Genomic DNA, 14200 nt, shown 5'->3' on the forward strand with positions numbered 1-14200 from the left:
AAAATGCTTCTTTAGTTACTGAAGCTACTTCTGCATCAGAATCATTATTAAATGAGGCTAATGAACTTATTAAAGCAATAGAATATTTTAAATTAAAAAATAATTAAGAAGTATATATGGATTAATTTAGCATGATAATAGTATCATACTAAATTAAAAATATTTTATATTATTATAGTTTTTTCTCGTATAGAGCCTCTATTTTATCCTTGTATGCTTCTGTAACATTGGCTCTTTTTATTTTTAGAGACTGTGTGAGAAGTCCGTTTTCAATAGTAAACTCTTCATCAGTTATAATAATTTTTGCTATAGCTTCATAAGGTCTGAAACCATTTTTATAATTAATAAGTCTGTCTAATTCTTCTCTTATAAGTTTATAAACTTCTTTCGAAGAGGCAAGATTTTTTTCATCGCAGGCAATCTTTTCTTTATCAAAATGGTATTTAATATTTTCTTTATTGATAACCACTATTGCACCAGCAGATGCTTTATCCTGACCTACAAGCATTATCTGCGATATATAGCTTGATTCCAGAGCTTTATTTTCTATAGGCTGAGGCTCTACATTTTCACCAGTAAGAAGAACAATAGTCTCTTTAGCTCTTCCTGTTAAAACTATTTCTCCTTCCTGAGTATATGTTCCTAAATCTCCTGAATTGAAGAAATCATCTATTTTTGCCTTTGCAGTTAATTGAGGATCTTTATAATATTCTTTAAATATATTTGGTCCTTTAATCCAGCAAACTCCCATAACTCCGTCTTTGCATGAATTACCGTCTTTATCTCTAATTTCAATTTTAACTTCCGGTATAGGAGATCCGCATGTTCCTCTGTAATTTTTGTACGGAGATCTTAATGTAACTACCGGAGAAGTTTCAGTTATTCCCCAGCCGACTACTAGGTTTATACCTACTGCCTCAACAAAATCTTCAATATACATAGGCAATGCTCCTCCTCCTGATATTGTAAGGCGTATCTTTCCTCCTGTTAATTCCATTATTTTGCTGTATACCATTTTTTTAGCTATTTTATGAAATATAGGGTCAAACATTCCTATGCTGTATTCTGCTTTTTTATCCTCTATTTTTTCATCTCCAATAAGATAAACTAAATTATTCTTATACCTTACACTTCTTATATAACTTATAGATCTTTTTATTATAAATTTAATGAACTTCTTTAGAAAAGCATTTTTTCTGTCTATATTTTTCATTACAGTATTATATATATTAACCCATATGGCAGGTACTGAAATAAATATATCAGGTTTTTCTTCGGTAAAATCATTTTTTAAATATCTTTTATTTGTTATAGCAGTAAAACAGCCTGTTATAGCAGTTACATATGATATTGTTCTTTCATATATATGCCATATAGGAAGAATAGTTAAAAGTTTTTCTCCTGATTTTAATTTTATTATATCCGGGAGCACTCTCACATTATGAAGTATATTTCCATGAGTGAGTATTACTCCTTTAGGTTTTCCTGTTGTTCCTGAAGTATATATTATAGTTGCTGTTCTTTCATTTGTTAATTTGGCTGCTTTTTTTATAACGAACTCTTCATCGCCTTTTAAATGTTCCTCTCCAAGTTCTTCAAATTTATCAAAAGCATATATATTATTTTCTGGATCATGCATAGAACTGTCAAGAAAAACTATTAATGATAAATCTTTATGATGTTTTTTTATTTTTTCAAATACATATTTATTTTCTACAAGTACGGCTTGAGCTTCACTGTGTTCTATTATATAGTTTAACTCATCAGAAGTGGAATCTATACCTCTAGGTACATCAGCAGAACCTAATGCTAATAGTGCCATATCGGATACAAACCATTCTATTCTGTTTTCAGAAAATATAGCCACATGTTTTTGTGCCAATCCTTTTACTTCAAATGCTTTTGCTATTGCATTTATTTTATCATAAAGTTTTTTATATGTAATTGTAACTTTTTCATCATTATTATTTCTATATCTATATGCAGGACTTTGCGGCATGTTCTGTACTGTTTCAAAAAAAGCACTAGGTATAGATGTATAATTTCTCATAAAATCTCCTAATTAATTATAACTATTTTGTATATAAAAATGAGTAGTGAATTATAACTATAATACATATTGAAAATATTACAAGTACTTTACAATGTATTTTATCATATTTTCACTGTATGATAATACTGTAAAATTATGTATTGATGACTTTGATAATTCTAAAAATTTTTCTTTTATTTCTTTATCTTTATATGACAGCAACATAGCTTTATAAATTTCTTCTATATTTTCTGTATTACAGCTTATAGAATAGTCCTTAACAGCCTCATAAACTCCAGACTTATTTGATATTATTGATATGCAGGAGCAGTATAATGCCTCTATAACCGTAAGTCCGAATGGTTCATTCACAGCTGGCATTACTAGAGCGTAGCTTTTATTTAATAATTCTTTTTTTTCTTCTTCTGATACAAAACCTTTAAATATTATATTATTTTCTAAATTAATTTTTTTTACAAAGTTTTTTAAATATTTTTCATGCCTTCCTTTTCCAGCTATAATAAATTTCAAATCTTTATTATCAATATTTTCTAATAATATTTTAAAAGCTGATAATGCATTTTCTATATTTTTCGGCTTTTCTATTCTTCCTATATATAAAAAATGTTCGCTTTCTTTTATCTCCATAAAATCAATATTTGATGTAATACATGGGTATATAACTTCAGCTTCTCTATCATAAACTCTTTTAATACTTTCTTTAGTTCTTATACTGTTTGATATTATATAATCTATTTTGCTTACTCCAAGTCTGTCTAAATGCATAGTGTATCTTGCTATTATATCCAAAGTTTTTTGAAGTTTTTTATAGCTTTCATCATCATATCCGTAAAGCCTTACGCTTGGCTCATGGCAGTACCAAAAACTTTTAGGTAATTTTATATTATTTTTTTTAGCATAATCGTATGCAAGTCCGAAAAATATTGCAGCTGGGAAATTGTGTATTAAAACTGCATCATACTTTTTTAATTCATTAGTTAAAAATTTAGATGTTTTATTAAATAAAAAAGGGTTTAATGTAATATCTGTTTTTATTTGCTTTATATAATCTGGCACATTATCTCTTAATCTGTAGGTATAAATTACAGTCTCTATACCAATACTATGCCAATACTCAGCACTTGATAATATTACATTTTCAGCTCCGCCATTGTATCCGAATGTAGGGTGAAGTACAGCTATTTTTTTTATATTGTAATTATTCATATATCAATAATAATTTATTTTTTATAATCTTACAAGCAGAATTTATTGTTGATTTTTTTTATATTAATTATATTATATATTTATATACACGTATAATCTTACATATTAAGGAGCAAAAATGAAAAATATATTTATTTTGATGATTATTATTTTTTCTATTATTATTTCATGTAATAATGCTAATTCAAATAAGGAAAATGATATGAATAATTTTACAATGTCAACAAATGAAGATGGAAGTATAATATTTGAACAAAAAAATATTACTTACAATATTGATTATAATCCTGATGTTGTTTATGCAAGTAAAGATAATATAGATTTAACTCTTCAGATATTTGTTCCAAGACTTCTTAAAGTTGATGCTAATGCAAGATATCCGCTAGTAATTGAAATAAAAGGTTCAGCATGGAAAAAACAGAATGTATATAAAAATGCAGCAGCAATGGCAGATTTTGCTAGAAGAGGTTATGTTGCAGCAATAGCAGAGTACAGACCAAGCGACATTGCAGTTTTTCCAGCACAGATTGAAGATGCAAGAGATGCTGTTAATTTTATGATAAATAATGCTGATAAATATAATGCAGATACTAATAATATATTCGTTTGGGGTGATTCTTCAGGAGCACATACTGCCTTATTTACAGCAATACCTTTAAATGAAAATGACAATACAATACCTAATATTAATGCAATAATAGCTTATTATCCTCCTACCGATTTGCTTGAGATGAGAAATGATCCTTTAGGCTCAACTACTGGAGATGCCGATAGTCCAGAAGGTATTTTGATTGGCAGAAAAAATGTTTATGATTTTCCAGAAGAGGCTAAAAGAATAAGTCCTTATTATGAGATTTCAAAAGTTAGTAATATGCCTCCTATATTCTTGGCACATGGAACGGCTGATAGTGTTGTTCCTTTTAATCAAAGTAAGATTTTAGCTGATAAGTTAAAAGAAGAAAACAGAGTATATGAGTTTTATGCACTTAAAAATGCTGACCATGGAGATTGGCAGTTTTGGACTAAAGATATGTTTGACTTAGTTGAGAAGTTTATGAACAAATACAAAAAATAATTTTTTATTAAAGTTTTAACTATACTGTAATTATAAAATATTTTTGCAGTATAGTTTTTTTTTCATCATATATCATTGACAAATTAATATAAATAAAATATAATGTTATCTATTATGAATATCAAAACTCAAAACTCAAAACTCAAAACTCAAAACTCAAAACTCAAAACTCAAAACTCAAAACTCAAAACTCAAAACTCAAAACTCAAAACTCAAAACTCAAAACTCATTAATATACTATAAAATATATTCTATTTCTTATAGTATAAATCTTCTATTGTCATTGCAGGACTTAGTTTTAATAAAGATTTTATTAGACAATCAATTTCTGCTTTCAATTAATTATTTGATTATAAAAAATAAATTAATATTTTTTTCGGTTTACTTTGAAAATAAAAAAATAATAACTCTTTTAAGCCAATATATAATTTGATGAATATTCCTTTAATACAAATAATACAAATATTTTTTAATAATTATAAAATTAAAGGAGTTTTTATGTACTTAGCACCTGTAGGCTTAGTAGTTTATAATAGAATTGAACATACAAAAAGAGTTATTGAGGCTTTAAAGAAAAATACTTTGGCTTCAGATACTGATTTATATATATTTTCAGATGCACCTAGTAAAAAAGAAGATGAAGCATCTGTTTATGAGCTTAGAGAATATTTAAAAACCATAAATGAAGGATTTAAAAATGTTTATATATATGAAGCTCAAAAAAATTTAGGTATAAAATATTCCACTGTTAATGCTGTAAACACAATATTTGAGCATCATGAATATTTCATAGGTTTGGAAGATGATATTGAAACAAATAAACATTTTCTTGAGTTTATGAATAATGCTTTGAATTATTATAAAGATGATGAAGATATTATGGCTATAACAGCATTCTCACATAAACATGCTACTAAAAATCATAAACATGATGTTATATTTACATACGCTTTTCATAGTTGGGGCTGGGGTACTTGGAGGAATAAATGGAATAATATAAATTGGGATACTTGCGATACTTCTTGGTATAATAAAAGTATTAAGCATAAAATATTAGGAGGAGTTTTTTCTTGGTTTCATTTACTTGCTATAAAAAAGTCTGTTAAGGATAATCTTTATGTTCAAAATAATTTATGGGATATTTATTATTCATTTACAATGTATAAAAATAAAAAATTATGTATTTGGCCTTCAAAAAAATCTTTTACAAATAATTTTGGTTTTGATGGTACGGGCTATCATAAATTTAATTTTCATCATGGATACTTTGAAAAAAATTTATATGATGATAATATGAATATAGAGTTTTCATCTGATAAAAAAATGAATTTCTTTGAGTATCTAATCATATCAATAAAGATTGGTATATTTAGCTGGGCAAACGGATTTATAACTATGTTTTTAAGTAAATTTTTTAAAAGATAAAAAATATCATAACTTAAATCTTTGCCCACTTTTCTACTTTTATAACCCAAGCATTAGTTTGACTTGCAGCTTCAAGTCCTACTTCGCTGTCTTCAAATATAATGCTTTCCTCTTCTTTTACATTAAAATGATTGATACATTTAAAAAATATTTCTGGGTGAGGTTTTTTATTTTGTATATCATTTCCTGTTAATACTAAATCAAATAATTTTTCAAGATAGAATTCTTTTAATATAGCATAAACTCCTTTCGGAGAGGAAGTTGTTGCTAATGCTGTATATTTAGATTTTTTTTTACTGTCAATTAGTATTTCCAACATCAGAGGATGAATATTAACCATATTCAAATTTTGTAAGTATATATCTTCTTTTCTGTTATGTATTTCTTCTATAAGTTCATTATTTTTATTTTCATCATCTGTAAGTTTATTGTTTAATTTTAAAATATTATTTGTGAACGTTTTATAATGAAGCCCAAAACATTTATTGTAGTAATAATCTTTATCTAATTCTATGCCGTATTCTTTAAAAGCGTTGCTGTATGAGTAGTAATGCAAATTTGCACTATCTATTAAAGTACCGTCCATATCAAATATTAATAATTTTATATTGTCAGAGCTTATCATTTTTTATTCCTAATTTATACTATTTAAATTAATTATACCATATAAACTTATAAAATAAAGAATTCCAATTTATAATAAAAATGATATAATAAGTTTTATACGTTTACTGTAAAAAGTATTAGTATTAAGAGAGAAACACATATATGAAAAATACTAAATTAAGAATTGAAAAAATTATTAGTCTGCTTTCAGATGGACTTTATGAAAGAGAAGAAATAGTTGCATTAACGTTTTTAAGTGCCGTAGCGGGAAAGCCAGTATTTTTATACGGTCCTCCGGGTACAGCTAAAAGTTTTATTGCAAAGAGAGTATCATCAGCTTTTAAGGAATCAAAATACTTCGGGTATTTAATGCAAAGATTCAGCACTCCAGAGGATATATTCGGACCTATTAGCCTAGAAGAGCTAAAAAATGATAGGTATATTAGAAAGATAGAAGGATATCTTCCAGACTGTGATTTTGCATTTTTAGATGAGATTTGGAAAAGTACTCCTGCCATACTTAATACACTTTTAACTATAATAAATGAAAGAGTTTTTAAAAACGGATATAAAGAGATAAAAGTTCCATTAAAGGCATTGATTTCTGCAAGCAATGAAACACCCCCAGAAGGTCAGGGGCTTGAAGCATTGTATGACAGATTTATCATGCGTTTGATGGTAAGACCTATGAAAAATAAAGATAATTTTGAAAAGATACTTCAAAATACTGAAATTAATTCATATATACAAATTGATGAAGAGATTAAAATATCATCAGATGAATGGGTGAAAATAAGAGAAGAAGTTAATAATATAAAACTTTCAAAAATAGTTATTGATATAATTCACAGAATTAAACTCTCTATAGAAAAGTTTAATGAAGATAACAGAGATATTGCTATATATGTATCAGACAGAAGATGGCAGCATATATCATACTTGCTGAAAACAGCGGCATATTTAAATGATAAAGATGAGGCAGATATTTATGAGGCTTTTTTAATAGAGAATTGTTTATGGAGTTTGGAAGAGCATATTGAGGCTGTAGGCACTATTGTTGAAAATGCAGTAAGAGATTCATATAGTTTTAATAATGAACATATTAATGAATGGAGAGAGAGTTTTAAGAGTGTTCAGGATAATATAAATAATGAGTTTTATGAATTAGAAAAAACTTATGATACAGAAAACATTGATGATAAACCGCATATAGCAAAGACATTAAATATCAATATAGATGAATACGGAAATAAAGGCGAGACTATAATATATATACCAATAAAACAGTTAGGTAAAAAGGGATATTTTTATCCTTTGGATTTATCAAGAAATCAGACAAAAAAATTCAGATGCAGTTTTAATGGTACAGATAAATGCACTGTAGAAATAAATTCTGCTACTTCGGTAAATGGTTTTGTATCAAATAAATTATCAAAAAATTATGAGTTTTTAGAAGAGTTTGAACCAGACTTTTATATGAAAAAAATCGGATATAAAAAACAGGAAAAAGAAAAAAAATCTTCGTATATTAAACTTCTTAATTCATTAATATCAAGTATTGAAAATATAATTATAAACTTAAAAAATGATTATAATGCAAATAGAAAAAATACTAAAAGCATATTTATTTCAGAGGAAAAATTTAATATTTTTGATGATATATTTAATTCTTATATAGATAATCTTGAAAGCGAAAAATTAGACGCTCAAAGAATAAAAAGCGAAATAGAAAGTCATGAAACAATTTGATAATGATTCATATAGAAATGAAATAAAAAAAACAGAAAGTATGGCAAGAGGAGTTTTTTACGGCTCTTTTGAAAATATTAATGAAAAAAGACTTGAAGAAGAACTTGAAATAAAAATAACAAAATGGAAAAAAGATTTAAATACTTTTACTAATGAAAATAATCCTTATGATGAAAATAAAACTGAATTAGAAATATCATTAAAAAAATTAAAAAGCTTAAAAAATAAAAATATCAAAATTACAAAAGAAGATATTATAAATGATTTAAATAGTTTTAGTGTTTTATCAGATGATAATAGTATAGAGTTTTGGAAAGATAAACTGTATAATTCTGATAATTTAAACATCATAAAAAATAATATTTTATCTTCATGGCAGAAAACTTATAATAAAAAAAATAATGAATGGCTTGTTCATACAGTTAAGGAAAAAAGAGATAAATTTATTTCAGATATAGAATCTTGGATTAGTTTGATTAAAAAATTAAGATACATGTCAAATATATTAAGAATAAAAACAGGAGTATTATGGGATTTTAGGGTAGGGGAGCTTGAAGAAAATGATATATCTTTATTAAAAAGATGGGTTGAGTTTATTAATGAATATAAAAAAGAAATAGACGCTATATGCGGCAGTATTGGAAAGAGAGCTGATATTGAAAAGTCTTTAAAAAATATTGAGTTTAAAAATACTTATAGTTATACAAATAAAAAGATAAGTTCTAAAGAGGAGATAGTCGGAATATATTTTGCTAAAGATATAGAAAATGTAGTTCCAGAAGAGCTTTCACTTTTATGCGATGAAGATAGTGAAAAATTATTTAAGCTTAAATATATAGAAAATAGGCTTATGTGTTTTGATAAAAGTGCCTATGTATTTAATGAACATGATTTTGATATTGTTAAAGCTGGATATAAAGAAGGCAAAGGGGATATGATTATATGCATAGACACAAGCGGATCTATGAAGGGCACTAGCGAGTATATTGCCAAAGCTATAATGTTTAAAATGGTAATGCAGGCTTTATCTGAAAATAGAAATGCTTATCTTATAAACTTCAGTACGGAAATATATACATGCAAATTTACTAAAAGTAATGGTATTGAAGATTTAATAAAGTTTTTAAAACTAAGCTATCATGGAGGCTCTGATATATACAAAGCACTTTATGAGGCAAACAGAGTAATGAATACATCTTCTTTCAAAAATGCTGATGTATTAGTGTTATCCGATTTTATTATGGAAGATATGCCGGATAATTTAGTAAAAATATGCTCAAAGCAAAGAAATAACGGGAACAAATTTTTTGCTGTATCTATTGGTAAGTTTCCATTTGGCTATTCTTATAAAAAAGTATTTAATAAACATTGGATATTTGATATTGACAGCGGTATAAAAGAGATTTACTAATTTATAATTTTATATGTTCTAATTTGTATTTTCTATCTTTAGGCATAAATATATTTATAATTTTTTCTTCTTTTTCTACTGATGCTGTTGTGTATATTGTTATGTCATTAGTTTTATCTGTATTTATTAAATTATTTTTTTCCAAATATTCTTTTACTGACATAGAAGTATGATAAGCGGGGTCTATAATATTTTGTATAGAGTTTTTTATATTATTTTCTAAAGTTTTTTTTATATCATTAATTATATGCGGATAATGAGTGCATGCTAGTATTAAAGTATCAGATTTTTTATCTATATTTTTTAAATAGTTTTCTAATACATCTAATCTATTATCATAGCTGTACCAATCATTTTCTATCATAGGACATAGTTCTTTACAGGCTATTTGAGTAATTTTGCTTTCTTTATTATATTTATTTATTTTATTTTTGTAGACATTAGAATTAACTGTAAACTCTGTAGCCATTACCGATATATTATTATTTTTTGTTTTATTTAAGGCATCAGCTACACCATTTGATATTACTTCTATAATAGGTATATTATATTTTTGTTTTAATATATCATATGCACATGCTGATATAGTATTGCATGCTATTATAATTATTTTGCATTTTTTGCTTATCAGGAATTCCACCATTTTTGATGTAAGATTAATAATTTCTTCTTCCGACTTATCCCCATATGGTATATTAACATTATCACCCAAATATATATAATTTTCATTAGGCAGTATCCGTAATAATTGTTTTAATACTGTTAATCCTCCGAATCCCGAATCAAAAACGGCTATAGGCATATTCAAGGCAGATGAATAGATATTCATAATTTTACCCTATTAAGTTAACTAAATAAATATGAGTTATTATATAAAGTATTTCTATAAAGTCAATGATATTGTGAAATAAAAGCTATATTTTGTAATAAATACACTTGTATATAAGTAAAATATAGTGTATAATTAATATTAAAAATTTACAGTAAATAGGAGTATTTTTTGATGAATAGTAGTATTATGGAAGCTTTACAAATAATGGTCATAGGTATGGGCGTTGTTGTATTGTTTTTGATTATATTAGTATATGTTATGAAAATAGTTAGTACTGTTGTGGCTCAAGTAGATAGGTTAATGCCTCCGCCCCAAGAGGTTTCTTCATCTTCTCCAGCACCAGTTCAAACGGTAAATAATGATAAGATGGTTGCTATAGCTATAGCTTTGGCACATGTTCACAGCAATAAATCTAAGTAATAGTGAGTTTTTTAAGGAGATATAAGAATGGCTAAAAAAGAAGTAAAATTTATGCTAACAGCATTCAGAGATGGTTTTCAGTCTGTTTATGGTGCTAGAGTATTATCTAAAGACTTTATGCCTGCCGTAGAGGCTTTTGTTAAGGCGGGTGTTACATATTTTGAATCAGGCGGCGGTGCAACTTTTCAAAGTGCTTTCTTCTACAATCAGGAAAATGCTTTTGATGTAATGGATACTTTTAGAAAAACAGTAGGTCCTGATGTTAATTTACAAACATTGGCAAGAGGTGTAAACGTAGTTGGTTTGGAATCTCAGCCTAGAGAAATGATAAAAATGCATGCTCAGTTATTCAAAAAACATGGTGTTACAACTATTAGAAACTTTGACGCATTAAACGATGTTAATAACCTTATTTTCAGCGGTAAATGTATTAAAGAAGCTGGATTAAAACACCAAGTATGCGTTAGTATGATGGCTTTGCCTCCTGGATGCGAAGGTGCACATGATGCTGCTTTTTATGCAAAAGTATTAAAACAAATTAAAGATAATGTTGAATTTGATTCAGTATGTTTTAAAGATGCTTCAGGTACTTCAACTCCTCAAGTTGTTTATGATACAGTTAAAGAAGCTAGAAAACTTTTAGGTTCTGATATGCATATACAAGTTCACAGCCATGAAACTGCTGGTATAGGTGCTGTTCAGTATAGAGCTGCCTTAGATGCAGGTGCTGATTGTATAGACCTTTCAGCTGCTCCAGTATCAGGCGGTACTTGTCAGACAGACTTAATAGTTATGTGGCATGCTTTAAGAGGAACTGAATATGAATTAAATATCGATATAGATAAAATCAGAGAAGCTGAAGAAGTATTTAAAGACTGCATGAAAGATTATTTCTTACCGCCAGAAAGCAGAACAGTAGAGCCTATGATTCCGTTTGCTCCAATGCCTGGCGGTGCTTTAACTGCTAATACTCAGATGATGAGAGATATTAATGTAATGAACAGATTCCCAGAAGTTATAAAAGCTATGACTGAAGTTGTAAGAAAAGGCGGTTTTGGTACTTCTGTAACTCCAGTATCTCAATTCTATTTCCAACAGGCATTTAATAATGTAATGCAGGGTAATTGGAAAAAAATAGCTGACGGTTATGGTAAAATGGTATTAGGCTATTTCGGTAAAACACCTTCTACTCCAGACCCAGAAATAGTAAAAATAGCAAGCGAGCAATTAGGTTTACAGCCTACAACTGAACTTGCTATGGATATAGATGATAAAAACCCTAAAAAAGGAAGAAAAGCTGCTGAACAGGCTTTAAAAGACGCTGGTATAACAGATCTTTCAGATGAAAATGTATTTATAGCTGCTGCTTGTAAAGAAAAAGGTATACAGTTCCTTAAAGGTGAAGCTAAACTTGGTATTAGAAAAAATGCTCCTAATGCTGCTTCTTCTGGTGCTCCTCAAGCTTCAAGCAATGAAGTTACAGTTACTGTAGGCGGTTCAAGCTATGGTATAAAAATAGAAAACGGTAAAGCTATAGTTGACGGAGTAAGCTATGACTATACTATTAAAGATGGTATAGCTGCTGGTGCTTCTCAGACTGCTGCTCCTGCTTCTTCAGGTTCTGCTACTCCAGTTACAGCTGGTTTACCTGGTACTGTATTAAAAATAGTAGCTCCAGTTGGAACACAAGTTCAAGACGGTTCTACAGTATTAATAGTAGAAGCTATGAAAATGGAAGTAGAAATAAAATCTTCTGCTAATGGTGTAGTTAAAGAAGTTAAAGTAAAACCAGGAGACGCTGTAGTTGCTGGTCAGGAATTGGCTATTGTAGGCTAATGATGATGCTTGTTGTAAGGAGATAAAAATAATGAGAAAAATATTTTTAGTATTTGCACTTGTCTTTATGACAGCATCAATGGTGTTTGCTCAGGAAAGTACTCAAAAACCCCTTAATATAAAAGATTCGCTTATTTCTTTGGCTAGAAATACTGCTTTCGGAGGTCTTTTTCCTAGAAGCGAACAGGAAATAGCAGAAGCTCAGGCTAAAGCTGAAAGCAGCAAACAAGAAAAATATCAAACTAAATTAAATGATATTAAAGTAAAAACAGTTCCGCTATGGCAGAATCTTATAATGATTTGTGTAGGATTAGTTTTAGTTTATCTTGCTATAGCTAAAGGTTTTGAGCCATTACTTCTTATTCCTATAGGTATGGGCGGTATTTTGGCTAATATTCCTATTGCTAATATTGCGGCACTTCCTGTAGTTGAAGTTATGAACGGAATACCAGTAACTTTAAGCAGCGGTGGGTTTTTAGGTCAAATATACACTTTTGGTATTGAATCTGGATTGTTCCCATTATTCATATTTATAGGTGTTGGAGCTATGACAGATTTCGGACCTCTTATTGCTAACCCTAAAACTGCATTATTAGGTGCTGCTGCTCAAATAGGTATATTCGGTACTTTACTTGGTGCTATGATTCTATCAACTTATGTTCCAGTGATTTCTTTCACTTTGAAAGATGCTGCTTCTATAGGTATTATAGGCGGTGCTGATGGTCCTACTGCCATATTTACAGCTTCAAGACTTTCGCCTTCTTTATTGGGTGCTATTGCTGTTGCTGCTTATTCATATATGGCATTGGTTCCTATTATTCAGCCTCCTATTATGAAATGGCTTACTACTGAAAAAGAAAGAAAAATTGAAATGAAACAGTTACGCCCTGTAAGTAAAAGGGAAAAAATTATTTTTCCTCTTAGCGTTATAATACTTGTAGCTTTATTTTTACCTGATGCTGCTCCTCTTATTGGTGCTCTTATGTTTGGTAATTTGCTTAGAGAATCAGGTGTTACTGAAAGACTTTCTAAAACTGCTCAAAATGAATTAATAAATATTGTTACTATTATGTTAGGTTTATCAGTAGGAAGTAAATTAGCTGCTGATAAGTTCTTGCGTTTTGAAACTCTTGGTATATTGGTATTAGGTTTAGCAGCATTCTCTATGGGTACTGCAGGCGGAGTACTTCTTGCTAAATTTATGAATTTATTCAGCAAAGACAAAATCAATCCTCTTATCGGAGCTGCTGGCGTATCTGCTGTTCCTATGGCTGCGAGAGTTGCTAACAAAGTAGGACAAGAGGCTAATCCTCATAACTTCTTACTTATGCACGCTATGGGACCAAACGTTTCTGGTGTAATTGGTTCTGCAGTTGCTGCTGGAGTACTTTTGGCTATATTAGGTTAATAAGTATATTTAAATAAACAAAAAGGAAGCTCAATTTTTGGGCTTCCTTTTCTATTTTGGTTAGTAGAAATTATTTAGTTTATACCTAAACAATTATATTTTGTCAAATTTTAATTATTTATAGATGTAATGATAACTTATAAATAGTATAAAGTATTATTTAGCATTAATAAAATAAG

At 28.3% G+C, this 14200-nt stretch carries 11 protein-coding genes; 7 read left to right on the plus strand and 4 right to left on the minus strand.

Annotated features, from left to right (window positions below; translation table 11 throughout):
• Positions 1-172: 172 nt before the first annotated feature.
• Both Q1X91_RS13370 and Q1X91_RS13375 read right to left on the minus strand, forming a co-directional pair.
• A complete protein-coding gene (locus Q1X91_RS13370) occupies positions 173-2050 on the minus strand; it encodes an AMP-binding protein (RefSeq protein ID WP_300758530.1) in 1878 nt (625 codons plus the stop codon).
• 78 nt (positions 2051-2128) lie between these two features.
• Positions 2129-3259, minus strand: coding sequence for a glycosyltransferase family 4 protein (locus Q1X91_RS13375; protein ID WP_300758533.1), 1131 nt, complete (start codon positions 3257-3259; stop codon positions 2129-2131).
• Positions 3260-3377: 118 nt separating this feature from the next.
• On the opposite strand from Q1X91_RS13375, the gene Q1X91_RS13380 reads away from it, so the two are divergent.
• Positions 3378-4334, plus strand: a complete 957-nt coding sequence (locus Q1X91_RS13380; protein WP_300758536.1) for an alpha/beta hydrolase — start codon at positions 3378-3380, stop codon at positions 4332-4334.
• Positions 4335-4832: 498 nt separating this feature from the next.
• Positions 4833-5759 (plus strand): hypothetical protein, encoded by a 927-nt coding sequence (locus Q1X91_RS13385; RefSeq protein WP_300758538.1) that lies wholly within the window; start codon positions 4833-4835, stop codon positions 5757-5759.
• A gap of 13 nt (positions 5760-5772) precedes the next feature.
• On the opposite strand, the gene Q1X91_RS13390 is transcribed toward Q1X91_RS13385, so the two are convergent.
• A complete protein-coding gene (locus tag Q1X91_RS13390) occupies positions 5773-6384 on the minus strand; it encodes an HAD-IA family hydrolase (RefSeq protein WP_300758540.1) in 612 nt (203 codons plus the stop codon).
• 143 nt (positions 6385-6527) lie between these two features.
• On the opposite strand from Q1X91_RS13390, the gene Q1X91_RS13395 reads away from it, so the two are divergent.
• Both Q1X91_RS13395 and Q1X91_RS13400 read left to right on the plus strand, forming a co-directional pair.
• Entirely contained in the window at positions 6528-8114 is a 1587-nt protein-coding gene (locus tag Q1X91_RS13395; protein WP_300758543.1) for an AAA family ATPase, read from the plus strand.
• Positions 8101-9525 (plus strand): VWA domain-containing protein, encoded by a 1425-nt coding sequence (locus Q1X91_RS13400; protein ID WP_300758545.1) that lies wholly within the window; start codon positions 8101-8103, stop codon positions 9523-9525. Before Q1X91_RS13395 ends, Q1X91_RS13400 begins: the two co-directional genes overlap by 14 nt.
• A 1-nt stretch (position 9526) precedes the next feature.
• Here the strand turns inward: Q1X91_RS13400 and murI are convergent, their stop codons facing one another.
• Entirely contained in the window at positions 9527-10354 is an 828-nt protein-coding gene (gene murI / locus Q1X91_RS13405; RefSeq protein WP_300758548.1) for a glutamate racemase, read from the minus strand.
• A gap of 174 nt (positions 10355-10528) precedes the next feature.
• On the opposite strand from murI, the gene Q1X91_RS13410 reads away from it, so the two are divergent.
• From Q1X91_RS13410 to Q1X91_RS13420, 3 genes are read left to right on the plus strand one after another with little or no spacing between them, the layout of a single operon-like run.
• A complete protein-coding gene (locus Q1X91_RS13410) occupies positions 10529-10777 on the plus strand; it encodes an OadG family transporter subunit (RefSeq protein WP_300758551.1) in 249 nt (82 codons plus the stop codon).
• A gap of 27 nt (positions 10778-10804) precedes the next feature.
• Entirely contained in the window at positions 10805-12613 is a 1809-nt protein-coding gene (locus tag Q1X91_RS13415; protein ID WP_300758554.1) for a biotin/lipoyl-containing protein, read from the plus strand.
• Positions 12614-12644: 31 nt separating this feature from the next.
• Positions 12645-14021 (plus strand): sodium ion-translocating decarboxylase subunit beta, encoded by a 1377-nt coding sequence (locus Q1X91_RS13420; protein ID WP_300758557.1) that lies wholly within the window; start codon positions 12645-12647, stop codon positions 14019-14021.
• The last annotated feature ends 179 nt before the right edge of the window (positions 14022-14200 follow it).

The sequence above is a fragment of the uncultured Brachyspira sp. genome (genome assembly GCF_949287625.1).
GTDB lineage: Bacteria > Spirochaetota > Brachyspiria > Brachyspirales > Brachyspiraceae > Brachyspira.